Raw genomic sequence first — 22,283 nt, 5'->3', positions numbered from 1 at the left:
GTGTGCGTGGGTCGACGCTCAGTGACATCCAGGTGAATTGCGGGGGCGCGCGGGGGTGCCCGCAGGGGGAACGTACGATCGACGACCGTGAGTCAAGCTTCGGAGAACACTTCCCGTCGGGGCCGTCGCTCCCCCACCATGGGCGGCATGCCGCACAACGACATGCCGTGGTGGCGCTGGCGCAGCAACGTGCGCTCGGCGCTGCACATGCTCTCCGACCCCGTCTTCCACCACGAGTGCTGGCTCGCCGGCCGGGAGGGGTACGGCGACGTCACCGACGCCGTGTACCGCCTGGTCGAGGACACCTGGCTCGACAACTGGTCCGCCGAGAAGTACGTCGGCACCATATTCCGCGACGCCACGGAGGCGGCCGCCGTGGACGCGGCGGTCCTCCGGGTGCTGCGGATCATGCACCAGGTCGGCGCGGACGCACCTGTCTCGGCCTATCTGGCGCACGAGAGCTGGCCGGAAGCCGTCCATGTGGCCCGCCAGGCCCATGTGATGCTCGCCACCAACGACGGCGAGGACCCGGACGTCCCGCCGCGCTCGCTCGACGTCCTGCGGATCATGACCGGTTCGGCCTGAACCGGTCGGCCGGGCGGTTTCCGTCCGGGTGACCCGGCCGGGCGGTCCCGGGCCGCGGGGTGGCTCCGGCCGCCCCCGCCGGAGCGGCTCCGCAAGGCGCCGGTGTGGCACCCTACGGGGATGACCGCGCCGCAGCCCGCCTCCCCCGCCGCCACCGCCCCGGACGCCGACTCCGAGCAGTACGTCCTCATCCTGGCCTGCCCCGACAAACAGGGCATCGTGCACGCCGTGTCGAGCTATCTCTTCATGACGGGCTGCAACATCGAGGACAGCCAGCAGTTCGGCGACCGGGACACCGGCCTGTTCTTCATGCGGGTCCACTTCTCCGCCCCCGCGCACATCACGGTCGAGCGGCTGCGGGCCAGCTTCGCCGCCGTCGGGGACTCGTTCCGGATGGACTGGCAGATCCACGGCGCGGCCGACCGGATGCGCGTCGTGCTCATGGTCAGCAAGTTCGGGCACTGCCTCAACGACCTGCTGTTCCGCTCCCGCATCGGGGCGCTGCCGGTCGAGATCGCCGCGGTCGTCTCCAACCACACGGACTTCGCCGAACTGGTCGCCTCGTACGACGTGCCCTTCCGGCACATCCCGGTGACCAGGGACACCAAGGCGGAGGCCGAGGCGGAACTCCTGCGACTCGTCCGCGAGCAGGACGTCGAACTCGTCGTGCTGGCGCGGTACATGCAGGTGCTCTCCGACGACCTGTGCAAGCAGCTCAGCGGGCGGATCATCAACATCCACCACTCGTTCCTGCCGAGTTTCAAGGGCGCGAAGCCCTACCACCAGGCGCACGCCCGCGGCGTGAAGCTGATCGGCGCGACCGCCCACTACGTGACGGCCGACCTCGACGAGGGGCCGATCATCGAGCAGGAGGTCGAGCGCGTCGGCCACGGCGTCACCCCGGACCAGCTGGTCGCCCTCGGGCGGGACGTGGAGTGCCGGGCGCTGGCCCGTGCGGTCAAGTGGCACGCGGAGCGCCGCATCCTGCTCAACGGCCGGCGCACGGTGGTCTTCGCGTAGCGCGACCGCGCGGCCCCCCGGACGTCTCCGTCGCACGCGGAGGCGTCCGGGCCCGTCTCACATCCGGCTGAGCGAGGCGAGCGCGAAGAGCACGTCCGCGATGGCCTCGCGCTCGCCGACGTGCCCGGCCGCCGCCTCGGCGGGCGGCACATGACCGGCGAGCAACTGGCAGAACTCCGCGGCGTCCACCGCGATGTGCGCCTCCACGTGGTCCCGCGAGCCGAGGGCGGCGGGGGAGTCCAGCGGGATGTACCAGTCGCCGCCGCCCCAGCCCTCCACCTCCAGATGGAGCGAGCGGCCCGGTGAACCCGCCGCGACCAGTTGCTTCGCCGGTGACGCCAGTCCGGCCCGGCGGCGATTGGCCAGCGCGCCCGGCACCTGCCGCACCGCCAGGTCGATCATCCGGTGCAGGTGCCCCGACGAAGGCTGCGCGTACGGGTAGTCCACCGCCTCCGCGATGTCCCAGCCGTGCACCCAGCACTCGAAGGCCCGGTCCAGCAGCGAGTCCCGCATCGGCAGAGCCAGGTCGCCGTAGCTGACCGACTGGTTCTCCACGCCCCGCCCGGCGAACGACACGGTGCGGATCAGCGCGTGGTTCTGCTCCCGCCACGGTTCGCGCACCGCCCGGGTCGGCGGGCGACGGCCGGCCGACCAGAGGGCCTCCGTCCGCGCCACCGGCGACAGCTCCCGTCCGTCGGGGCCGAGCGGATCGTCCAGGTCCAGCGCCACCGCGACCAGCCCGTCGACGGCCATCAGGTGGCTGATCACCCCGGCGACCGTGGTCTTGCGGCTGACCTGGCGCTCGTCCTGGAACCACCGCAGCCGCACCGGGGCGTGCCACTCGGACGGGCCGATGTCCCGCAGCAGCGCGTCCAGCCGGGCGGTCTCCGCGTCGTACGGGGCGGCCCACTCCGGTACGGGGATGCGCGCCGGACGGCGCTCCAGGCATCCCTCGATGACGCGGGAGCGCAGCATCGGGTCCAGATCCAGCGACCGGTCGGTGTGCAGCAGCCCCACCGCGTCCCGCAGCCGCCGGCCCTCCTCGGCGCAGCCGTGGCAGCCGTCGAGATGGGCTTCCACCGCCGCGCTCTCCTCGGCGGAGCAGGCCGACAGGGCCCAGGCGCCCAGCAGCGACTTGAGCACGGTGTGGGTCAGCTTCGGGCCGGCCCCCTGCGCGGGGACCCTGGCCGGCCCCTTCGCCGTCCGTGCGTCCTCCGCCCGTGAGGGGGCGGATCCCGCCCCGTCCGCGTCCCCGTCCGCGTGGGTGTCGGCGACGGTGTCGCCGTCCTCGCACGGCCCGGTACCGGCCCCTTCGGTCCCGGTGGCGGCCTCGTCGCCCGCGTCCCGCGCGGTCGGCAGCGCCGTCAGGTCGGCCAGGTCCGACCGGATCACCGGCCGGGGCGTCCCGTCCAGGTCGAGGTCGTCCGCCGGGGTCCGCGGGCCGGGTATGTGCCTGACGTGCCGCACCTCGTCCTCGCCGTCCCCGCCGTTCCCGCCGTCGTCCCCTCCGGTCACAGCGTCCGCCCGTAACCCGCCGTGGAGAAGCCCTCCATCGGACGGGTGTTGGCCGTGGAGAGCAGTTGGAGACCGAGCCGCAGCCGCCTGCGCGCCTCGTCCTCGGTGACCTCGAGGTCGGCGGCGGTCTGGCGGTAGTCCCGGCGCTGCACGTAGGCGAGCTCCAGGGCCTTGCGCAGCGGCACGGGCATGGCGGCCACGATGTAGTCGGCGCGGGCCGCCGCGGTCGCCCTGCGCACCCGCTCCTCCAGCCCGTCCGGGTCGGGCGGGGCGTCCTCGCCGTGCTCGTCGGCGTACGCGTCGGCCTCGGCGGCCCGCAGCCGCCGTACCGCGCCCCGGAGCGCGAGGTGCGCCACCCAGGAGCGCATCGAGCCCTGACGGGGGTCGTAGGTCTCCGGGTGCTCCCAGACGTGGGTGAAGACCTCGCGGGTCACCAGGTCCGCGGCGTCCTCGTCGTCCAGCACCCGGTGGGCCTGGCTGTGGACGAGCGAGGCGAACCGGTCGTACAGCTCGCCCAGCGCCGCCGCCTCACCGCGTGACAGCCGTTGCTGCATCCTGCGGTCCCAGCGGGGCGGCGTGTCCTTCGCCATGCTTCCCCCAGCCCGTGCTCCGTGCCCCGTATGTCCTCGCCGTCCCCGTGCCACCCGAATGTAGTCGGGGGCCCCGGACGATGACGAACCTTTGCGGCAACTCCGCCCGCCGGGCCGTCGCGGATGATAGGGGAACGTCGCCCCCCACGCCCGGTTGACCGGGTAAACAGATCCGAACTGATCATTTCTGTATGAACCCACCTGTCGGCCGACGGGTGGTCGGGTGTTTCATGGGGGAGCGGCAGGGCAGCCGCAAGGAGGAACGGAAACTTCCGCATCCGTGCCGTTCGTTTCCGTGCCGAGGGGTCGGACCCGCTCGGCGCGGGCGGGCCGCCCGCGCGCCGACGAGGTGCCGGAGCGGTGACACGGCATCGCGGCCCGGACGGGCACGGTGCGGAGCCGACGGCCCTGGCGGGCGGTCGGCCCCGGTTCGACGGAAGCCCCCGGAACGAGAGGCCCGGTCGCGTGACGCTGAAGGTGGACGAGTCGGAGCAGGGTTCCTGGACCGTGCTCCGGATACGCGGCGAACTCGACCTGGTGACCTCACCCGTCGTGCGCCAGTCCGTGCACGGGGCGGTGGCCGAGGGGCAGCACCAGGTCGTGCTGGACCTGTCGGAGGTCCTCTTCTGCGACTCCAGCGGAGTCGGCGTGCTCATCGCCTCCCGCCGCCTCATGAAGTCCTGCGGAGGACGGCTCCGGCTGATCCTGCCGGCCCGCGGCGCCGAGGACGGTTCGCACGTCAACAAGGTGCTCGCGGCGCTCGGGGTGCGTCGACTGTTCGAGGTCTTCGCCGACGCCGAGGCGGCCGTGGACGAGCGGGCCCAGCCCCTTCCCGCCTGACCGGCGGTCCTGACCGGCGCGGGCGCGCCGGTCAGGACGAGATCGTCACACGGTGGGAGTGCGTTGGTGACACGTGGCCCGTCCGGGCGTCGTACGCTCCCCGCATGGACAGCGCAGAATACGAGCGCAAGATCGCGCACCGCTTCGCCGCCTTCGACCAGGACGGCAGCGGTTTCATCGATCGGGTCGACTTCAACGCCGCCGCCGCCCGGCTCCTCGCGGAGTTCTCCACCACGGCCCGCTGTGACAAGGGGCAGGCGCTCTACACGGGGGCGGAGGCCTTCTGGCAGGGCATGGCGGGCATCGCGGACGTCGACGGGGACCAGCGCGTCAGCCGGGAGGAGTTCGCCGGCGGGGCCGTGAAGCGGCTGCGCGACAACCCCGAGCGGTTCGCCGAGATCGCCCGCCCCTTCCTCCGCGCGGCACTCGAACTGGCCGACGGCGAGGGCGGTGGTACGCCCGGGGTCGAGGAAGTGGCGCGGGCGCTGCGGGCGCTCGGCGCCGACGACGACGCCGCGCGGGCGGCGGCGCGGGGGCTGGACACCGACCGGGACGGCCGGATCGCCGAGGAGGACGCGGTGGCCGCGTTCGCCGCCTTCTTCACCGTCATCGAACCGGACGCCTGACAGCGACGGCGTGAGGGCGCCGCCCGCCGCCCGGACCGGGCGGCGGGCGGCAGCGGTACCTCTTCGGGCAGATGTCCGGGGACGGGCGGCCGCGGCGGCCGCCGCGGACCCTCTGGCGTGCGGTGACGCACCGCAGCCGGGCCGGATGCGGGTGGGCGTGGGCTTCGCCGTCTTCGTCACCGGACGGAGTCGCGGACGCCCTCGGGTACGCTGCCTGGGATGCGAGTGGTTCAGGAACCGGAAGCTCCGGAGGCGGTCAGGACGGCCTCTCCGGTCGTGGACCGGTGCGCCGCCCGCGCTTCACGGAGCTGCGCCGGAACGGCTCGGGAGACGGTTTCCGACCCCCGTACGCGCTCCAGTTCGACTCCCCGCAACGTGCGTCGCACAGTATGCCGCACGCGTACTCCTTCGCGCTGGAATATGCCCGAAGCGCTTGTTGCGGTGACTGTACGTCAACCATGCTGTCGCGCAAGGGAATCACGTTCCGTGACCCTGAGGAGGCGCGAGGCGATGTGTCCGCCGGTTCGGATGGTGTGAGCGGTGCAGGTGCTTCAGGTTCAGCTTGAGGTCGGGCCGGATCCCGCGGAGGTGGGACGGGCCCGCAGATGGGCGCGGTCCCGCCTGGTCGGGTCCGGTATAGGAGACGACGAGCCGCTTGCCGAGACGCTGATTCTGCTGATCTCGGAACTCGTCACCAATGCCGTGGTCCACACGGGCTGCCCGGCGGTGCTGCGGATGCTCTTCGGCTCCGCGGGCGCGACCGGGGCGGCCGGCACGGTCCGCGTGGAGGTGGCGGACGCGAGCGGGCGCCCGCCGCAGCAGCGGCACGCCGAGGGCGACGACACCAACGGCCGCGGACTCGAACTGGTCGACGGGCTCGCCGACCGGTGGGGGTGGCAGCCCGAGGGCGAGGGCAAGCAGATCTGGTGCGAGGTGGACCGGTGCGGTCCGGGCGCCGTGCCGCCGGTCACGGAACTCCCGTGCACCGGTGAAGCCGCCCTGGTCTATTCGGACACCCTGACCGAACTGGGCTGACGCCGACTCGGGGCCCGGTCCGCACGGACCGGGCCGTCGTGCGTTTGAGAGGCCACCGGTCCGGTCCGGGTGCGCCGCACCGCCGTGTCCGGGTGCGCCGCGCCGCTGTGTCCGGGTGCGCCGCGCCGCCGTACGCCGTCGGACCGAAGCCGTGGTGTACGCCGACACCACAACGTCAGGCGCGGTCACCCGCCGTGGCCCGGAACGTCTTGCGGTACACGGTCGGCGTCACCCCCACCGCCGCCCGGAAGTGCTGCCGCAGCGAGGTCGCCGTGCGGAAGCCCGCGTCCCGGGCGACCTGGTCGACCGAGAGCCCGGTCGATTCCAGCAGTCGGCGGGCCCGTTCGACCCGCTGCAGGGTGAGCCACTGCCCCGGGCTCACGCCGACCTCCTCGCGGAACCTCCGGGTGAAGGTCCGCACGCTCATCGCCTCCCGCCGGGCCATGTCGCGCAGCGGGATCGGCTCGCCCAGCCGCCCGAGCGCCCAGGTCCTGGCCGCCACGGTGCTCGCCAACCCCGGCTCCGGCAAAGGGCGTTCGATGTACTGCGCCTGCCCGCCGTCGCGGTGCGGGGGCACGACCGTGCGCCGGGCGACCTCGTTGGCCACCGCCGTCCCGTGGTCGCGCCGCACGATGTGCAGGCACAGGTCGATCCCGGCGGCCACCCCGGCGGAGGTCAGCACGTCCCCGTCGTCGACGAAGAGCACGTCGGGATCGACCCGGACCCGTGGGAACAGCCGCTGGAAGTGGTCGGCGGACGCCCAGTGGGTGGTGGCCGGCCGACCGTCCAGGAAGCCCGCGGCGGCCAGCACGTAACCGCCGGTGCAGATCGAGACCAGCCGGGTACCGGGGCGCACGTGCGCGAACGCGGCGGCCAGTTCCTCGGTGAGGACGCCCTGTTCGTGGACCGGACCCAGTTCGTAGGAGGCCGGGACGACGACGGTGTCGGCCGTGGCCAGTACCTCGGGACCGTGCTCCACCACGACGGAGAAGTCCGCGTCGGTGAGCACCGGCCCCGGCGGCCGCACCGAGCAGGTCACCACGTCGTACAGCTTCTCGCCCCGGTTCAGGGGCTCGCGGCTCAGGGAACGGCCGAATATGCGCTGAGGGATGCCCAGTTCGAACGGTATGACCCCGTCCAGGGCGAGAACCACCACACGGTGCGGCATGACTACTCCCGGAAATCGACCAGTGGCACGGACCACGAACCGGTCCACGTCCCTGCTGCGAGGGGAAAGCCCTGGGGCGCCGCTCCCCTTCCCCGCACCCCGCGGCTCAGGAGCCGGTGCGGTCGCGCTGCTCGGACTCCTGGAGTTCCAGCAGCCGCAGCACATGGTCGGTGGTCCGCTTCCGCGAGCTGCCGACCGCCCAGAGCGCGGTGCCCGCGGCGGTGGTGGGCACCGCGAGGGCGAGTATCCCCACCAACTCGGGCCAGTCCCGCTCGCCGTGGCAGAGCGACCGGGTGTTGCCGGCGTAGGTGTCCGAGACCGGGGCGTCGCACTCCACCTCGTCCTGGTACTCGGTGGCGGTGAACGGCGTCAGCAGCAGGAAGCCGAACCAGCCGAGCAGCACCGCGGACACGGCCAGCAGCCCGATGCCCCAGCCCACCGCCCGGCCCGCGGCGCGGTCGAACTCCTGGCGTACGGACCAGTACATGCGCATTCCTCGTTCCGGAAAGATGGTGCGTGGACGGGCAGGCGGCGCGTGGGCGACGGGGAACCCCGGTCACACACGCTCCATCGGGCGGTGCGGCCCCACGGGCAGGACGACGTCGACGGTGTCGCCGGGGCGGACCACACCGCCCTGCCGGACCACGCTCATGATCCCGGCCTTGAAGGTGAACTCCCCGGTCTCCGCGTCGATGGCGAACATCTCCTTCAGCAGCCCCTGCTGGAAGGCGTCGAGCTGCGCGCACGGGTTGCGCAGACCAGTCACCTCCACGACGGCCTCCGGGCCGAGGTGCAGCAGGGCGCCGGTCGGCAGCGACAGCAGGTCGAGACCGCGGTGGTGATGTTCTCGCCGAGTTGTCCGGCCGACACGGCGAAGCCCTTGCCGTTCAGCTCGTCGAACAACTCCTCGTGCATCAGGTGGACCTGGCGGAGGTTGGGCAGGTCCGGTTCGTAGGTCATGCGGAACCGGTGCTTGATCTTCTCGCCCGCGTGCACGTCCCCCTCCACCCCGAGCCCGGCGAGCAGCGTGACGCTCTCCCGGTTCGGTTTGGTGAACGCGTACGTCCCCATGCTGCTGACCGCCGTCACCCGCGCGCCCATGGCCCCCGCCCCGTCCTCGTCCGTCCGCCGACAGGGCCGAGCGTAGACGGTCGGCCGCACCCCTGGGCCGGGGCGGGGAACCCGGCCGCCCTCCCTGTGGCCCGATCCTTGCGAACCATGGCCATCCGGCCACTCGTCGCCTTCCCCGCCGCGCCCGATGCTGAGGAACGTGACCCAGACAACCGAGAGCGCCGCCCGGGACGACGAGCACGGGCCCGCGACCCCCGCCGCCGACGGCCTCACTGCCGCGCTGCCGAAGGCCCGTACCTCCCGATTCCGTGTCCACCGGGCCTGGATCGTCGCCGCCGTCACCTTCGTGACGATCATCGGCGGGGCCGCCTTCAACTCGCTGCCCGGCCTCCTCATGGACCCGTTGCAGGACGAGTTCGGCTGGTCGCGGGGCGAGATCGGCTTCGCCGTCTCGATCGACATGGCGCTCTACGGCCTCACCGCGCCGTTCGCCGCCGCCCTGATGGACCGGTTCGGCATCCGGCGGGTGGTGGCCGTCGCCCTGTCCATGGTGGCCCTCGGCGCGCTCGCCAGCGTCTGGATGACCGCGAGCTGGCAACTGATGCTCTACTGGGGCCTGTTGGTGGGGCTCGGTACCGGCTCCATGGCCATGGCCTTCTCCGCGACCGTCACCGACCGCTGGTTCACCGCCCGGCGGGGCCTGGTCACCGGCATCCTGACCGCCGCCGGGGCCTCCGGCCAGCTCGTCTTCCTGCCGCTGTGCGCGTGGATCGTCGAACACCACGGCTGGCGTCCCGCCTCGGTCACCGTGGCCCTGGCCGCGCTGGTGGTGGTGCCCTTCGTCTGCCTGCTGATGCGCGACCACCCCGCCGACGTGGGCCTCGCCCCGTACGGCGGCGCGTACGTGGAGAAGCCGGCCCCCGCCCGGGGTGCGGCCGGCCGGGCGGTACGCGTCCTGTTCGACGCGGCCCGCACCGGCCCGTTCTGGCTGCTGGCCGGCACGTTCGCGATCTGCGGCGCCTCCACCAACGGCCTGATCCGCACCCACTTCGTGCCGTCCGCCCACGACCACGGCATGCAGATCACCACGGCCGCGTCCCTGCTGGCGGTCATCGGGGTGTTCGACGTGATCGGCACGGTCTTCTCGGGCTGGCTCACCGACCGCTTCGAACCCCGCCGCCTGCTCGCCGTCTACTACGCCCTGCGCGGGATCTCGCTGCTCTTCCTGCCCATGCTGATGCTGCCGACCGTCCACCCGCCGATGGTCTTCTTCATCGTCTTCTACGGTCTGGACTGGGTCGCCACCGTGCCGCCCACCATCGCCCTGTGCCGCGAGCAGTACGGCCAGGACAGCGCCATCGTCTTCGGCTGGGTCCTCGCCTCCCACCAGGTCGGCGCCGCACTGGTCGCCTTCCTCGGCGGCGTGGCCCGCGACGCCTTCGGCTCCTACGACCCGGTCTGGTACGCCTCCGGGGCTCTGTGCGCGGCGGCCGCCCTGATGGCCCTGGTCATCCGGCGGAAGGTCGCGACGGAGGGGGCGCGGGTGCCGACCGGGTGACGGGGGCCGGCATCGGCTACCGCCGCTGAGCCAGGGACCGCGCGTGCTCGACGACCCGCCGCAGTTCCTCCCTGTCGAGCCGTCGCACGTCCTGCACGAGTCCCGCGACACCGGATGTCGCGGGTGGGGGCGGCGGGACGGTCCCGGGCAGCGGTACACCGGTCGCCAGGGAGAGATCGGTGGCGGGAACACCCAGCACGACGGCGAAGTCGATGAGCAACTCGGGCGTGACCGGTACGCGCCCCTGGCTCACGCCGCCGTAGCTGGAGGCGGCCCAGTACCTGCCGGTGAGGAGGAGGAACGTCTTCGCGGTCGCTGTCCACCCGAGGTTCCGGTTGTCCGCGAGACTCATGAGGAGAGAGCCCGGGCCGGAACCACCCCTCGCGTACACCGGTGACAGGCGGGCCGGGCGGGTGACGCCCGTCGCGGGCAGCGCCTCCACGAAGGCCCGCAACGCCTCACGCCGCTGCGAAGGCAGATCGAGGGCGGCGCGGACGAGTTGGGGCAGCAGACTGCCGGCGGCCGGGTCCGCCGGGGCCAGGTCCTCGGGCACGTCGAGTCCGGCGAGGGTGAAGACATCGGCCGGGAGCAGACCGAGCCGGGGCGCGAGGAGCCGAAGGAGCTCAGGTCTGACGGCAGCGCCGCTGTGGAGCGGCGGGGCGCCGTGGACCGGATCGGTCAGGTCGGCCAACAACCGCGTCAACGGCGTAAGTTCGTCTCTCTCGGTCATGCCTCGGCACCCTAGCCGGATGGTGCACGCCTCATCCGGGAACCGCTTTCGACCGGTCCCATGCCCGCGAAAACCCCTCGCCCGCGCCCCGGCGCCGTGATCGAATGCCGGATGACCTCATTCTGGACCGGGGAACGGATACGCCTGCGCGCCGTCGAGCCCGAAGACGCCGGGGCGCTGATGCGCTTCGCCGTGGAGGAGGAGCGACGGGGGGACCTGCTGCTGCCGCCCCGTTCGGCCGAGAGCCACCGGGCGCGGGCGAAGGAGCTGGCGGCCGAGAAGTCCGAGGGCGACTGCTTCCGACTGGTGATCGAGGCGCTCGACACCGGTGAACCGGTCGGCACGCTCGGCCCCCACCACGCGAACGCGCGTGAGGGCTGGTTCGAGTACGGCATCTCCCTCGGCGCCGACCACCGGCGCAAGGGGTACGCGCGGGAGGCGGTGGGGATGCTGCTCCGCTACATGTTCGCCGAGCGGCGCTTCCACCGCTGCGGCGTACGGGTCCTCGCGGACAACGAAGCGTCCCTCGCCTTCCACCGCGGCCTCGGCTTCGTGGAGGAGGGCCGCCTCCGCGAGCATGTCTACGTCGCCGGGCGTCACCAGGACGTCGTCCTGTTCAGCCTGCTCGCCCACGAGTTCGGGAATCAGCCCCCCACCGGCGGTCACTGACGCACCGGCCCCTGCGGTCCTTCCCCGGGGCTACGGCGGCCGTCCGGCTTGAGCGTGCCGAGCAGTCGTCCGAGCTTGCGGTTTTCGTGCCGAGCGGGCCGGACCGCCGGAACGGGCGTGCGCGGCGCCGGCCAGCCGCTGCCCACCGGACGGGCGGAGTGGTCCCAGCCCAGGCAGGTGTGCCCGGAACGAAGCTCCAGCGGCTCGGGCCACCAGCCGACGAAAGGCGTGTCCGACTCCAGGCTCGTGGCGAGAGCGTCGAACAGGCCGGCCAGGTCGACGGCCCAGCCCGTGGCCTCGGTGGCGCCGGACCCGAGCCCCATCTCGTACACGTGCCCGTACGTCGGACCCGGCCGGTGATCGATGAAGGCAGTGCCCCCGTCGTTGGGGCGGGCGAAGGGCACCCACTGATGTGCGTGGTCGTAGAGGTCGTCCCCGCACGAAAGCACGGCGACGGCCTCTCCGAGGCCGTTCGCCAGATGCTCCTGCGCGGTGGCGATGGCCTCGGTTCCAAGCAGCCGGTGGCTCAGCGGAAGGAACGCCCCGGCGTAGTGATGCTGCGGCTCGGGGTGGGGGATCACGCCGTCGTGCCGCCCCAGCAGTGCCTTCAGGTGCGGATGGAGGGGAAAGCCGAGCCGCGTTTCGAGATCGGTGATCTCCTCGGCGGTGGCGGCCGGTCGCAGCGCCGCGAGATCGATGGGGACGTGCGCGGCCATCCAGCCGGTGAACCGGTTCCATGCCGCGTCGAACGTCGCCACTGAGTCGTCGGTCATGCCCCGACCGTAGACCGCGCCTGTGACATCGCTCCGGTACACCCGGACGCGTGCCGGGCGGGCGGTCGGCGACGCCCGGCCGGCTCAGCCGATCCGCTTCGCGATCTTCTGCGCGTCCAGGGCCATTTCGCGGAACATCCCGCTGATCGGGTTGGTGAACCCGGTGAAGTAGAGGCCCGGCGCCTGTTCCGGCGTCCGCGCACCGTGGACGACCGGACGGCCGCGGGCGTCGAGCACGCCGAGGTGGCCGACGAGCCCTTCGAGCCGGCGCTCGTACCCGGTGGCGGCTACGACCGCCTCCGGGGTGATCCGCGAACCGTCCGCCAGCACCACGCTCTCCCCGTCGAACGACTCCACCGCTGCCGTCGGCTCCACCAGGCCCGACTTCACGGCGGCGATCAACCCCACGTCCTGGACCGGGATCGCGCCTTCCTTCACCCGCGAGTACAGCCCGGTGGACGGCCGCGGCAGCCCCTGCGCGGACAGATCGGGCACGGCCACCTTCGCCATCAGCGCCCCGGCCCGGTCCACCAGCCGCACCGGCAGCCGCCGCACGAGGATGCCGGTCGCCTGGGCGGGCCAGCCCGCCGTCGACCGCCGGACGATGTGCGGGGCGGTGCGCACCGCGATCCTCACCCGGCCCGCGCCGCCCTCCACCAGGTCCACGGCGATCTCCGCGCCGGTGTTCCCGACCCCGACGACCAGCACGTCCTTGCCCCGGTACGGCTCCGCGTCGCGGTACTCCGCGGCGTGCACGAGCTTCCCCGCGTACGTCTCGCGCCCCGGCCAGTCCGGCAGCTTCGGGGTGTGGTTGAACCCGGTGGCGACCACGACCGCACGGCCCGTCAGCACCCGGCCGCCGTTGGCCCGGAGCTGCCAGCCGGTGCCGTCGGCGGCCCGCTCGATCCGGGACACCTCCACGCCCGTGATCACTTCCAGCTCGTGGTGTTCGACGTACTTCTCCAGGTACCGCACCACGTCCGCGCGGGCCACCCACCGCCCGAACCTGCGCGGTATCGGCAGCCCGGGAAGCGCCGACCAGCGCCGGGTCGTATGCAGATGCAGCCGGTCGTAATGCCGACGCCACGAGGCCCCGACGTGCTCCGACTTCTCCAGCACCACCGCCCGCACCCCGCGCTGCCGCAGCGCGGCTGCGGCGGCCAGCCCGCCCGGCCCGCCGCCGACCACGTACACGGGCCGGTCCTCCGTGCGATACAGGGCAGGATCGGCGGAACCACCGGCGGTGGGGGTGATGTCGGACATGTTTCGGAGCGTAACGGCGTACGACGGCGGTGGGTCTCGGCGGGAAACGGAATCCGTTGCGAATTGATCACGGGTGGAGGGGACTTGGCGCTCCGGGCCCCGCGTGGTCCCGCAGGGCCGCGAGGTCGGGCGGCGCGACCTCCTCGGCGTACGGTGCCAACTGGGCCGTCACCAGCCCGTGCAGCAGTTCCGCATCCACGAACTCCCCGACCCCCGGCGCTCCGCAGCGCCAGGTCAGCGGGTAGGTGTTGCCCTCCGGGGCGGGAATCCCCACGTACAGGTCGCGGGCGGACGGTCCGAAGCACGTCGCGCCGGGCGGCCAGGCGTAGTCCGCGCTCTCGCCCGGCGGGATCAGGAAGTACGTCCACCGGCCGCCCGCGATCTCCCGCACCACCGGCCCCGGTTCACCGTCCGTGAGGGTCACCAGGTGCTGGAAGACCGCCTCGCCCCGCACCCCGCGCAGCCGGATGGCGTCGAAGTGGATTCCGGACAGGCGTAGTTGCAGACCGGCCACCGGCACCCATTCGGGGATTCTTTTCCTCGTCATGACGACGAGGATTCCCCCCGATGCGTAGCGTGACCAGCGGAACACGGTCCACATCGGATGTTGTGGGAAGGCGGTGGTAGCGGTGGCGACGAGTGGGGAGCCCTCGCAGGTGCTGCGGCTCGTGGGCGAGCTGATCAAGATCCACCGGACCCGCGCCGGCCTGACCCAGAAGGCGGCGGCGGACCGGCTGTTGATCTCCGAATCGCTCATGGGCGCGTACGAACGGGCGGAGCGGATTCCGTCGCTGGAGTTCTTGGGGACGGCCGATCGCGTCTTCGACGCCGGGGGAGCGCTGTGCGCGTGCAAGGAGCTGGTCGACGAGGAGAAGTACCCGGCCAAGTTCCTGGACTGGGCGCGGCTCGAACGCCAGGCCCGGGTCATCAGCGCCTACGAGACCATGCTGTTTCCGGGACTTCTCCAGACGGAGGGGTACGCCTACGCCCTCTACCGCTCCCGGAAACCGGCGTACACCGAGGACGAGATCGTGCGGCATGTCGAGGCGCGACTGGAGAGGCAAGCGGTGCTGAGCCGTACGCCCCCGCCGTACGTCGGGTACGTCATCGAGGAGTCGGTGCTGGAGAAGACCCTCGGCGGCACCACCGTGCTCAAGGATCAACTTCTCCATCTGCTCGACTGCACCCGGCGGATGAACCACCTCACGGTCCAAGTCATGCCGTCCCACCAGCACACCCACGCGGGGCTGAACGGGCCGATGCAGTTGATGAGTACGGCGGAAGGCCGCAGTCTGGTGTACGTCGAGGCGCAGGGCGGCGGTAAGTTGATCTCCAAGCCCGAGCAGGTCGCTGACCTGTTCGACCTCTTCGGCATTCTGCGGGCCCAGGCGCTCACCCCCTGGGAATCGGCGGAGCTCATCGAGAAGAAGGCGGAGCAGCTATGAACGGCATGTCGGGACTGGCCTGGTTCAAGTCCAGTTACAGCAACAACGAGGGCGAGGCCTGCGTCGAAGTCGCATACGCCTGGCACAAGTCCAGCCACAGCAACAACGAGGGTGGCGCCTGTGTCGAGGTGGCCTCCTGTGCGCACGCGGTGCATGTGCGTGACTCCAAGGTCACCGACGGTCCGACGTTCTCCGTCGCTCCCGCCGCGTGGGCCGCGTTCGTGAGCGCCGCTCCCGCCGTCTGACCCCGTACAGCGCGCCGTCGCACCCACCGCACGCCACGCACCGACGGCCGCCGCGCCCCTCACAACCCCGGAGCCCCCCACACCGGGAACCAGCGGGACAGGTCCTTCTCCACGCGGAGGTCGTCGCCGAGGGTGGCGCGGACCTGGAGTTCGAGCGGGTTGTCGCGCTTCTCGCCGCCGCCGGGGGCGGGGGCGAAGGGGTAGAAGGTGCCGCGCTTGTACAGGTAGACCAGGGCCAGCGGCCGGTGCCCGTGCCCGGGGTCCTCGAAGCCGATCAGGGAGCACAGCAGGTGGGGGCCGTAGCCGCCGTCCTGGAGCAGGGTGTTCACCGCGTGCAGGTCGTTGACCAGGGCAGCGAGGTCGTCCGGCGGCTGGGTGGCGAGCAGCCAGGTGTAGCCGTAGCGGTCCTGGCTGAACTCCACCGGCACCCCGCCCCGGCCGGTGTCCGCGTCCAGCAGCTCGCGCACGTCCTCCTGGAGCCGTGCGAAGCTCCCGCCCTCGACCCCCGCGAAACAGACCGAGCCCCGGCCGGTCGGGCGGAAACCGGTGCCTGCTTGGAGGGTGAGCGCGGCGGACGGCACGGCGAAGAGCTGGTCGAGGTCGGGGCGCACCGGCTTGCTGCGGCCGAGGATCGCGTCGAACAGGCCCACGGGCCCTCCTTACGGGCGGGACAGATCGGCGGAGATGCGGGCGAGCTGGTCCAGACGCTGGTCCAGCGGCGGATGCGAGGAGAAGAGTCGGCCGATGCTCTCCCCGGAGGAGAAGGCGGGGACGAAGTAGAACGCGTTGTACGGCTCGGCCTTCCGCAGATCCTGGGTGGGTATGCGGGCCATCTGCCCGCTCACCTTCGTGAGGGCCGAGGCGAGCGAGGACGGCCGGCCGGTGAGGAGGGCGGCGGTGCGGTCGGCGGACAGTTCGCGGTAGCGGGACAGCAGCCGGGTGAGCAGGAAGCTGATCGCGTAGACCACCGCGCTGATCAGTGGGATCAGCATGAGGATGACGCCCGCCGGGTCGTTGCCGCGGTTGTTGCGCGCGAAGCCGCCCCACAGGGCCACCCGGGTGACGATGCCCGCCAGCACCCCCAGGAACGAGGCGATCGTCATCACGGCGACGTCCCGATGGGCGACGTGGGACATCTCGTGCGCGAGGACCCCCTCCAGCTCGTCCGGCTCCAGTCTCCGCAGCAGCCCGGTGGTGGCGCAGACCAGCGCCGTCTTCTCGTTCCGGCCGGTGGCGAACGCGTTGGGCACGTCACTGGTGGCGATGGCGACCCGGGGTTTGCGCATGTCCGCGAGGGCGCAGATCCGGTCGATCGCGCCGTGCAGCTCCGGCGCCTCCTGCGGAGTGACCTCGCGCGCCCCCATGCCGTACGCGGCGATCCGGTCGCTGAACCAGAACTGGGCGACGAACATCCCCCCGGTGATGACCAGGATCACCGGCCACGACCCCCGGAGGGCGGCCACCAGTACCCCGACGACGACCACGTAGAGCAGACCGATGAAGAACATGGTGCTCACCATGCGGGTGGTCAGCCCACGGTCCGGGGCGTAACGGGAACGAGGTCGTGCCATGGGGGCCTCCAGCAGCTCGCCTGTCTCCCATACTGCTCCTTTCCCGTGGAAACCGGGCAAAGATGTGTGGCCCTCCCCATGCGGGGGCCCGCGGGGTCACGGCCGGAGCAGCTCGCGCGTCCAGGGGCCGTCGCCGGGCCGTCGGTAGCGGAGCCGTACGTGGCGGCGGCGGGCCTCACCCTGGAAGAACTCCACCTCACGCGGGGTGACGACGTACAGCCGCCAGCTCGGGGCGTCCGCCTCCGGCTCCGCGCGTGCCCGCTCCCAGGCGGCCTCGAATTCCCGGACCAGGTCGTCGTACGAGTCCAGCACCTCGCTCTGGCGTCCCACCAGCGCGGAGGCGAGCGCTCCGGTCGAGTGGGCGTGCAGGTCGGCCAGGCTCTCCGCCGCGCTCCGGAGGGTGACGGGGCCGCGCACCCGGACCTGGCGCCCCTGTGCCGGCCAGTAGAAGTTGAGTGCGCCGTGCGGGTGGGCGGCGAGCTGGTGGCCCTTCGCGCTGGTCACATGGGTTCCGAAGTGCCAGCCGACTTCGTCCGCGTCGTGCAGCATCAGGGTGCGCACGTCGGGGTGGCCGTAGGCGTCGACGGTCGCCAGGGTCATGGTGTGCGGCTCGGTCTGGCCGGCGTCGACGGCCTCCGCGAACCACGACCGGAAGAGCGCGAGGGGCTCGGCCGGGGCGGCGCCGGGGTCGAAGGCGGGCAGTTCGACGTCCCAGACGCGCTGGGCGTGGAGCCTACGGAGAAAGTCGCTGCGGTCCTCGTTCATGCGGCCCATTGCAGCACCCGGCGGGGGTCCGAGGGGCTGTCCGACATTCCGGGCCGGGCCGACCGGACCGGGGCTGGGAGCATGGTGCCCGCCGTCGGTGCGTCTGCCCGTACCGCCGCCGCCGGGACCGGCGGACGCACCGACGGCGGGCCACATGCTGGATGTGGCCCGCCGTCGGTGAGACAGGATGAGTCGGGGCGTCCGGAGGCGCGACGCGCGCCCGTGCGGAGATCCGTGCGGGGGAGGGCTGCTGCGGCGGCTACCTCGTCGGCTTCTTGCCGGTGACTCCGAGGTGCACCAACAGGGCCAGGCTGGGCTTGAGTTCGGCCTGCTTGACGCCGGTGCCCGCGAATCCCTTCTGGTGCGAGGCGACCTCGGCCAGCATCGCCACCAGGCAGTTCGCCACCGCGGCGGGACTGACGTCCTTGTCGACCTTGCCCTTGGACTGGAGGCCCTTGACGGCTTCGGTGAGGGAGCCGGTCACGGAACTCAGGATCTTCACACGGATCTTGTTGAACCGCTTGTCGCCTTCGGCCGCGGCGAGGTCGATGACGCGGAGAATCGCGTCGTTGCGGCGCCAGAAGTCGAAGAAACCATCCACCAGTTCCTCGGCCGTCTGCCATCCGGCGCGACCGACCCAGGAGCGGCCCTCGACCAGTTCGGTCAGCCCGGTGCCCTCCTTGGCCAACTCGTCGGCGACTTCGAGTACCGCTCCCTCGACGTCGGGGAAGTACTGGTAGAAAGTCGCGGGTGAAGTCCCGGCCTTCCGGGCGACGTCGATGACTTTGACGTCCCGGTACGGCGAGGAGCTGAGCATCTCGCTGAGGCAGTCGAGCAGCTTCTGCCGCGTCGCCTGACCGCGTCGACCGGCCACGCGGCCGTCAACGGTGCGTACTTGTCCTGTCATGCCGTCAGCTTACCGACGGGTGAGATGAGCGCGATTTGGCCGACTGCAAATGGGGAATGTCCCGGTATCGGTGGGGTGTGTAGACGCTTTCCGGCCAGGTTCGGGCAGCGATCGGGGCGGACCGGGAGGGCCCGGTGAAGGTTCTCCACAGGGCTCGGGCGCGGGGTCGTGGAATCCCGCGGAGGGCCATCGTGGGGGCGCCGTCGGGTCGGAAGCGGCGCGAGGGGCGGACGGGGGCGGGTGGAGGGGCCGTGAAAGCGATGATGTTATTAACAGCCTGTGGATAACTTCGGTGGACAACTTCTGTCGACCGGTAAAGGCCGGGCCCGGCCTTCACCGGTCGCGCGCGTGTACCCACACTCGCGCCCGACCGGTGAAGGCCGCCCGCCGCCGGGGGGCGGCCGGAGCAACGGGCCGTTACGTTGGCGGAGGAGGAGGGGGAGGAAGGACCGGCCCCATGACGGCATTCGCGCACTCCGCGCCCTGCTGGGTGGACGTCCAGCTCGCGGACCTCGAAGCGGGCAAGCGGTTCTACGGCGGACTCTTCGGCTGGACCTTCCACGCGGGCGACGGAATGCCCTTCGCGGACGCGTACGCCGAGGACGGCTCCCTGGTCGCGGCGCTCGCCGCCAAGCGGGACGGGCGGATGCCCACGACGTGGGGCGTGTACTTCTCCACCGAGGACGTCCGGGCCTCGGTCGCCGCCGTCCGCGCGGCGGGCGGACAGATCATCACCGATCCCGTGCACGCGGGGGACGCGGGCACGGTCGCCCTGGCCGTGGACCCCGGCGGAGCCGTCTTCGGCCTCTGGCAGCCCGGCCGGCGGGCCGGCTTCGAGAAGCAGAACGAGCCCGGATCCTTCTGCTGGACCGAGGTCCACACCCGCGACCCGGAACGCGTCGACCCCTTCTACGCGGCGGTGTTCGGCTTCCACGGCACGGACCTGGACGACGCCTCCAGCGGCGAGACCAGCGCTTCCGAGACCGGCATCGGCTTCCGGATGTGGTCCCCGGCGGGCACCGAACCCGGCCCGGACACCGCGATCGGCGGACGCAGTGTCATCACCGACGCCTTTCCCGCCATGATGCCGAGCCACTTCCTCGTCTACTTCGCCGTCGCCGACTGCGACGCGACCGCGCGGGACACCCTGCGGCTCGGCGGCCGCGTCATCGAGGAGCCCTTCGACATCCCCTACGGGCGGATGGCGGTCCTCCAGGACGACCAGGGGGCTCTGTTCGCCGTCCTCCAGCCCGCCGGGGCGCTGCCCGGCCACGACTGACGGGGCGACGCCCGGCGGTCCGTCAGTGGCCGGACGGCCCGCGCCGCACGGATGTCCGGTAACAGCCGGAGTAGCACGGGACACTCCGATCCGCCCCCGGGTTCGCCACCTGAGCCCGGGCCAGGAAGAATCGGGGGGCGCACCGCCAGGTGGCGCCCGGTGGTGTGACGCCGCACGGGGCGGTAGATCGCGGGCCTCCGCATTCCGGGGGCCCGTACGGGGAGGTGGCACAAGTGGAGCAGCTCACGCAGCACGACCCGCGGCGGATCGGCCCGTTCGAGGTGCTGGGACGGCTCGGGGCCGGCGGCATGGGACTGGTCTATCTCGCGCGTTCGGCATCCGGCCGGCGGGTCGCGATCAAGACGGTCCGCACGGAACTCGCCGAGGACCAGCTCTTCCGCGTCCGCTTCACCCGCGAGGTGGAGGCCGCCCGCGCGGTCAGCGGGTTCTACACCGCCGCCGTGGTCGACGCCGACCCGCGCGCCGCCGTGCCGTGGCTGGCCACCGCCTACGTGCCCGCGCCCTCGCTCGAAGAGATAGTGAACGAGTGCGGGCCGCTGCCCACCCAGGCCGTGCGGTGGCTGGCCGCCGGCATCGCCGAGGCCCTCCAGTCCATCCACGGTGCCGGACTCGTCCACCGCGACCTGAAGCCGTCCAACGTCCTCGTCGTGGAGGACGGGCCCCGGGTCATCGACTTCGGGATCGCCTCGGGCGTCTCCAACACCCGCCTGACGATGACCAATGTGGCCGTCGGCACTCCCGCGTACATGTCCCCGGAGCAGGCGCGCGACTCCCGCAGCGTCACCGGGGCCAGCGACATCTTCTCGCTGGGCTCGACGCTCGTCTTCGCCGCGACCGGCCACGCCCCCTTCCACGGCGCCAACCCGGTCGAGACCGTCTTCATGCTGCTGCGCGAAGGACCGGACACCGAAGGGCTGCCGGACGACCTGCGGCCGCTGATCGAGTCCTGCATGCAGATGGAAGCCGGCCGCAGGCCGTCCCCCGCCGACCTCCAGGCGCAGCTCGCCCCGCACCTTTTCGGTTCCGGCAGCGACGACAGCGGCACCGCGTCGGCGTGGCTGCCGGGCAGCGCCACCGCCATGATCGAGACCCGCCGGGGCGGCGGCCGGACGACCGCGCCGGCCGCGCCGCAGGTGGTGGCCCCGCCGCCGCCCAGCCGCCCGCCGCTGGTCGCGGGTCCGGGGCCGGGCCGGTCCACCGACGAACTGCCCGCAACCTCGCCCGTCGCCGTGCCGCTCTCCGACGGCGGCCCGGTCCGGCTGATCGGTGCCAAGGTGCCGATCGGCCCCGGCCCCCGCGCCGCCGAGGGCCGCGGCGCCGCCGCCGCGCACCCGGCGCCCGCCACCGGCTGGGTCCGCGCCCCCGGCGGACACACCGCCGCAGCCCTCGCCCCGCCCGCCCCCGTCCCGGCCCCCGCGCCCGCCCCGGACGGGGCCTCCGGCCGCTGGCGCCCCTGGCGGTTCCGGATGTCCAACGACGTGTGGGGGACCCCGATCGTCGACGGCGACCTGCTGTACGTGACGTCGTTCGAGATCCACGCGCTCGACGTCGGCAACGGCCGCCGGCAGTTCAAGACCCGCGACGTGGCGTGGGCGATGGCGGTCGACGGGGGCCGCATCCACGCCTCCGACGGCCCGTCGCTGTACGCCCTGGACGCCACCGGCGGCGCCGAACTCTGGCGGGTGCGGACCGACGCGTGGGTGTACTCGCTCCAGGCCGAGCGGGGCACGGTGCTCACCGCGACCCGGGGCGGCGGGGTGCAGGCGTGGGAGGCGGGCACCGGCGAGAAGCTGTGGGAACTCACCGGCGCCCAGGCCGACTTCGAGACGCCGGAGGCCGGCCCGGCGCTCCACGGCTCCACGGTCTACGTCTGGCAGGACGCCCGGCTGCGGGCGCTCGACGCGCGTACCGGCGCCGAGCGCTGGTCCTACCCGATCGGGGACGCGGCCTCCTGCGGCGGCGTCCCCGTCCGGCTGGCGCCCGCCCCCGACGGCCGGGTGTACGTGGCCGCCGGCACCCGGGTCCTCGCCGTGGACATCGCCTCCGGCCACGTCCGCTGGCACTTCGAGTCCCCGGCCGTCTTCCTGTCGCCGCCCGCGTTCGCTCCGGGCTCCGCGGTGGCGGGCGGCGGGGTGTACCTCGCCGACTACCTCGGCACGGTCTACGCCCTGGACGCGGCCACCGGCAAGGACCGCTGGCGGATCGCCACCGAGGCCCGCCACTCCGTCGAACCGGTGCTGGTGACCGCCGGGAACGTGCACGTCGGCAGCGGCAGCGCGCTCTACACGCTCGACGCGGTGACCGGCACGCCCAAGTGGCGCTTCGCCGCCGGCGGCGACGTGGTGGGCGCCCCGGTCGTCGCCGACGGACGGGTCCACTTCGGCTCGGCCGACCACGTCCTGTACACCCTCGACGCGGCCGGCGGCACCCTGCGCTGGAAGCTCGCCACCGGCGGCGAGATCACCGGCTCCCCGGTCGCCAGGGCCGGTGTCGTCTACGCCTGCAGCAAGGACCGGTGCGTGTACGCGCTGGACGCCGTCAAGGGCACCGGCACGGGCAACCGGCCCCGGTCGTAGCGCACGCACGCCCACGCGCACGCCCCGGTCG

At 72.6% G+C, this 22,283-nt stretch carries 23 protein-coding genes and 1 pseudogene; 11 read left to right on the top strand and 13 right to left on the bottom strand.

Going from position 1 to position 22,283, the window contains the following annotated elements:
* The first annotated feature begins 138 nt into the window (after nucleotides 1-138).
* Both Q0994_RS16750 and purU read left to right on the top strand, forming a co-directional pair.
* On the top strand, nucleotides 139-585 hold the full coding sequence (locus tag Q0994_RS16750) for an SCO4402 family protein (RefSeq protein WP_299535734.1): 447 nt from the start codon (nucleotides 139-141) through the stop codon (nucleotides 583-585).
* Nucleotides 586-705: 120 nt separating this feature from the next.
* A complete protein-coding gene (gene purU, locus Q0994_RS16745; RefSeq protein ID WP_299535247.1) occupies nucleotides 706-1,605 on the top strand; it encodes a formyltetrahydrofolate deformylase in 900 nt (299 codons plus the stop codon).
* A gap of 57 nt (nucleotides 1,606-1,662) precedes the next feature.
* On the opposite strand, the gene Q0994_RS16740 is transcribed toward purU, so the two are convergent.
* Complete coding sequence (locus tag Q0994_RS16740) at nucleotides 1,663-3,120, bottom strand: maleylpyruvate isomerase N-terminal domain-containing protein (RefSeq protein ID WP_299535245.1); 1,458 nt, start codon at nucleotides 3,118-3,120, stop codon at nucleotides 1,663-1,665.
* Nucleotides 3,117-3,710, bottom strand: a complete 594-nt coding sequence (locus Q0994_RS16735) for an RNA polymerase sigma factor (RefSeq protein WP_299535243.1) — start codon at nucleotides 3,708-3,710, stop codon at nucleotides 3,117-3,119. The genes Q0994_RS16740 and Q0994_RS16735 overlap by 4 nt, the downstream gene beginning before the upstream one ends.
* A gap of 465 nt (nucleotides 3,711-4,175) precedes the next feature.
* Here Q0994_RS16735 and Q0994_RS16730 point away from each other — a divergent pair, with 465 nt between their 5' ends.
* From Q0994_RS16730 to Q0994_RS16720, 3 genes are all read left to right on the top strand, one after another.
* Nucleotides 4,176-4,550 carry an STAS domain-containing protein gene (locus tag Q0994_RS16730; RefSeq protein WP_299535240.1) on the top strand — a complete coding sequence of 125 codons (375 nt, stop codon included), beginning with the start codon at nucleotides 4,176-4,178 and terminating at the stop codon, nucleotides 4,548-4,550.
* Nucleotides 4,551-4,654: 104 nt separating this feature from the next.
* A complete protein-coding gene (locus Q0994_RS16725; RefSeq protein WP_299535237.1) occupies nucleotides 4,655-5,176 on the top strand; it encodes an EF-hand domain-containing protein in 522 nt (173 codons plus the stop codon).
* 540 nt (nucleotides 5,177-5,716) lie between these two features.
* Nucleotides 5,717-6,211, top strand: a complete 495-nt coding sequence (locus tag Q0994_RS16720) for an ATP-binding protein (RefSeq protein WP_299535234.1) — start codon at nucleotides 5,717-5,719, stop codon at nucleotides 6,209-6,211.
* A 175-nt stretch (nucleotides 6,212-6,386) separates the two neighbouring features.
* On the opposite strand, the gene Q0994_RS16715 is transcribed toward Q0994_RS16720, so the two are convergent.
* From Q0994_RS16715 to Q0994_RS16705, 3 genes and pseudogenes are all read right to left on the bottom strand, one after another.
* A complete protein-coding gene (locus Q0994_RS16715; protein ID WP_299535231.1) occupies nucleotides 6,387-7,379 on the bottom strand; it encodes a GlxA family transcriptional regulator in 993 nt (330 codons plus the stop codon).
* 106 nt (nucleotides 7,380-7,485) lie between these two features.
* A complete protein-coding gene (locus Q0994_RS16710; protein WP_299535229.1) occupies nucleotides 7,486-7,866 on the bottom strand; it encodes a hypothetical protein in 381 nt (126 codons plus the stop codon).
* 69 nt (nucleotides 7,867-7,935) lie between these two features.
* A pseudogene (locus Q0994_RS16705) lies at nucleotides 7,936-8,480 on the bottom strand (MOSC domain-containing protein).
* Between the two features lie 157 nt (nucleotides 8,481-8,637).
* Between Q0994_RS16705 and Q0994_RS16700 the strand changes: the two are divergent.
* Nucleotides 8,638-10,008 (top strand): MFS transporter, encoded by a 1,371-nt coding sequence (locus Q0994_RS16700; protein ID WP_299535227.1) that lies wholly within the window; start codon nucleotides 8,638-8,640, stop codon nucleotides 10,006-10,008.
* A gap of 16 nt (nucleotides 10,009-10,024) precedes the next feature.
* Here Q0994_RS16700 and Q0994_RS16695 read toward each other — a convergent pair whose 3' ends face one another.
* Nucleotides 10,025-10,738 (bottom strand): hypothetical protein, encoded by a 714-nt coding sequence (locus tag Q0994_RS16695; RefSeq protein WP_299535224.1) that lies wholly within the window; start codon nucleotides 10,736-10,738, stop codon nucleotides 10,025-10,027.
* Between the two features lie 111 nt (nucleotides 10,739-10,849).
* Between Q0994_RS16695 and Q0994_RS16690 the strand changes: the two genes are divergently transcribed.
* The gene (locus Q0994_RS16690) at nucleotides 10,850-11,407 is read left to right on the top strand and encodes a GNAT family N-acetyltransferase (protein ID WP_299535222.1); all 558 of its coding nucleotides are present in this window, start codon (nucleotides 10,850-10,852) and stop codon (nucleotides 11,405-11,407) included.
* On the opposite strand, the gene Q0994_RS16685 is transcribed toward Q0994_RS16690, so the two are convergent.
* From Q0994_RS16685 to Q0994_RS16675, 3 genes are all read right to left on the bottom strand, one after another.
* Entirely contained in the window at nucleotides 11,401-12,180 is a 780-nt protein-coding gene (locus Q0994_RS16685) for an SMI1/KNR4 family protein (protein WP_299535220.1), read from the bottom strand. The genes Q0994_RS16690 and Q0994_RS16685 overlap by 7 nt on opposite strands.
* Nucleotides 12,181-12,264: 84 nt before the next feature.
* Complete coding sequence (locus Q0994_RS16680; protein ID WP_299535218.1) at nucleotides 12,265-13,443, bottom strand: NAD(P)/FAD-dependent oxidoreductase; 1,179 nt, start codon at nucleotides 13,441-13,443, stop codon at nucleotides 12,265-12,267.
* Between the two features lie 67 nt (nucleotides 13,444-13,510).
* On the bottom strand, nucleotides 13,511-13,990 hold the full coding sequence (locus tag Q0994_RS16675; RefSeq protein ID WP_299535216.1) for a hypothetical protein: 480 nt from the start codon (nucleotides 13,988-13,990) through the stop codon (nucleotides 13,511-13,513).
* 82 nt (nucleotides 13,991-14,072) lie between these two features.
* Between Q0994_RS16675 and Q0994_RS16670 the strand changes: the two genes are divergently transcribed.
* Nucleotides 14,073-14,888, top strand: coding sequence for a helix-turn-helix transcriptional regulator (locus Q0994_RS16670; RefSeq protein WP_299535213.1), 816 nt, complete (start codon nucleotides 14,073-14,075; stop codon nucleotides 14,886-14,888).
* Nucleotides 14,889-14,893: 5 nt separating this feature from the next.
* Entirely contained in the window at nucleotides 14,894-15,133 is a 240-nt protein-coding gene (locus Q0994_RS16665) for a DUF397 domain-containing protein (protein WP_299535731.1), read from the top strand.
* A gap of 59 nt (nucleotides 15,134-15,192) precedes the next feature.
* Here Q0994_RS16665 and Q0994_RS16660 read toward each other — a convergent pair whose 3' ends face one another.
* The 4 genes from Q0994_RS16660 to Q0994_RS16645 all read right to left on the bottom strand — a co-directional run bounded on the left by Q0994_RS16660 (nucleotide 15,193) and on the right by Q0994_RS16645 (nucleotide 18,376).
* Nucleotides 15,193-15,783 carry a PspA-associated protein PspAB gene (locus tag Q0994_RS16660; RefSeq protein WP_299535211.1) on the bottom strand — a complete coding sequence of 197 codons (591 nt, stop codon included), beginning with the start codon at nucleotides 15,781-15,783 and terminating at the stop codon, nucleotides 15,193-15,195.
* Between the two features lie 9 nt (nucleotides 15,784-15,792).
* Nucleotides 15,793-16,704 carry a zinc metalloprotease HtpX gene (gene htpX / locus Q0994_RS16655; RefSeq protein WP_299535209.1) on the bottom strand — a complete coding sequence of 304 codons (912 nt, stop codon included), beginning with the start codon at nucleotides 16,702-16,704 and terminating at the stop codon, nucleotides 15,793-15,795.
* Nucleotides 16,705-16,800: 96 nt separating this feature from the next.
* Nucleotides 16,801-17,469, bottom strand: coding sequence for a pyridoxal 5'-phosphate synthase (locus Q0994_RS16650; protein WP_299535206.1), 669 nt, complete (start codon nucleotides 17,467-17,469; stop codon nucleotides 16,801-16,803).
* Between the two features lie 259 nt (nucleotides 17,470-17,728).
* Nucleotides 17,729-18,376, bottom strand: a complete 648-nt coding sequence (locus tag Q0994_RS16645) for a TetR family transcriptional regulator (RefSeq protein ID WP_299535204.1) — start codon at nucleotides 18,374-18,376, stop codon at nucleotides 17,729-17,731.
* A 457-nt stretch (nucleotides 18,377-18,833) separates the two neighbouring features.
* On the opposite strand from Q0994_RS16645, the gene Q0994_RS16640 reads away from it, so the two are divergent.
* On the top strand, nucleotides 18,834-19,655 hold the full coding sequence (locus Q0994_RS16640; RefSeq protein ID WP_299535202.1) for a VOC family protein: 822 nt from the start codon (nucleotides 18,834-18,836) through the stop codon (nucleotides 19,653-19,655).
* 233 nt (nucleotides 19,656-19,888) lie between these two features.
* Entirely contained in the window at nucleotides 19,889-22,252 is a 2,364-nt protein-coding gene (locus Q0994_RS16635; RefSeq protein WP_299535199.1) for a serine/threonine-protein kinase, read from the top strand.
* The last annotated feature ends 31 nt before the right edge of the window (nucleotides 22,253-22,283 follow it).

It is taken from the genome of uncultured Streptomyces sp., assembly GCF_947488945.1.
Lineage (GTDB): Bacteria > Actinomycetota > Actinomycetes > Streptomycetales > Streptomycetaceae > Streptomyces.
The sequence above is the reverse complement of the archived record's forward strand: the minus strand, read 5'-3'. Positions and strand labels throughout refer to the sequence as shown.

Excerpts from the sequence above, each read along its gene's own strand:
- Q0994_RS16750 (WP_299535734.1), top strand. The coding sequence starts at position 139 with ATGGGCGGCATGCCGCACAACGACATGCCGTGGTGGCGCTGGCGCAGC.
- purU (WP_299535247.1), top strand. The coding sequence starts at position 706 with ATGACCGCGCCGCAGCCCGCCTCCCCCGCCGCCACCGCCCCGGACGCC.
- Q0994_RS16735 (WP_299535243.1), bottom strand. The coding sequence starts at position 3,710 with ATGGCGAAGGACACGCCGCCCCGCTGGGACCGCAGGATGCAGCAACGG.
- Q0994_RS16725 (WP_299535237.1), top strand. The coding sequence starts at position 4,655 with ATGGACAGCGCAGAATACGAGCGCAAGATCGCGCACCGCTTCGCCGCC.
- Q0994_RS16715 (WP_299535231.1), bottom strand. The coding sequence starts at position 7,379 with ATGCCGCACCGTGTGGTGGTTCTCGCCCTGGACGGGGTCATACCGTTC.
- Q0994_RS16710 (WP_299535229.1), bottom strand. The coding sequence starts at position 7,866 with ATGTACTGGTCCGTACGCCAGGAGTTCGACCGCGCCGCGGGCCGGGCG.
- Q0994_RS16700 (WP_299535227.1), top strand. The coding sequence starts at position 8,638 with ATGCTGAGGAACGTGACCCAGACAACCGAGAGCGCCGCCCGGGACGAC.
- Q0994_RS16695 (WP_299535224.1), bottom strand. The coding sequence starts at position 10,738 with ATGACCGAGAGAGACGAACTTACGCCGTTGACGCGGTTGTTGGCCGAC.
- Q0994_RS16690 (WP_299535222.1), top strand. The coding sequence starts at position 10,850 with ATGACCTCATTCTGGACCGGGGAACGGATACGCCTGCGCGCCGTCGAG.
- Q0994_RS16685 (WP_299535220.1), bottom strand. The coding sequence starts at position 12,180 with ATGACCGACGACTCAGTGGCGACGTTCGACGCGGCATGGAACCGGTTC.
- Q0994_RS16680 (WP_299535218.1), bottom strand. The coding sequence starts at position 13,443 with ATGTCCGACATCACCCCCACCGCCGGTGGTTCCGCCGATCCTGCCCTG.
- Q0994_RS16675 (WP_299535216.1), bottom strand. The coding sequence starts at position 13,990 with ATGACGAGGAAAAGAATCCCCGAATGGGTGCCGGTGGCCGGTCTGCAA.
- Q0994_RS16665 (WP_299535731.1), top strand. The coding sequence starts at position 14,894 with ATGTCGGGACTGGCCTGGTTCAAGTCCAGTTACAGCAACAACGAGGGC.
- htpX (WP_299535209.1), bottom strand. The coding sequence starts at position 16,704 with ATGGCACGACCTCGTTCCCGTTACGCCCCGGACCGTGGGCTGACCACC.
- Q0994_RS16650 (WP_299535206.1), bottom strand. The coding sequence starts at position 17,469 with ATGAACGAGGACCGCAGCGACTTTCTCCGTAGGCTCCACGCCCAGCGC.
- Q0994_RS16645 (WP_299535204.1), bottom strand. The coding sequence starts at position 18,376 with ATGACAGGACAAGTACGCACCGTTGACGGCCGCGTGGCCGGTCGACGC.
- Q0994_RS16640 (WP_299535202.1), top strand. The coding sequence starts at position 18,834 with ATGACGGCATTCGCGCACTCCGCGCCCTGCTGGGTGGACGTCCAGCTC.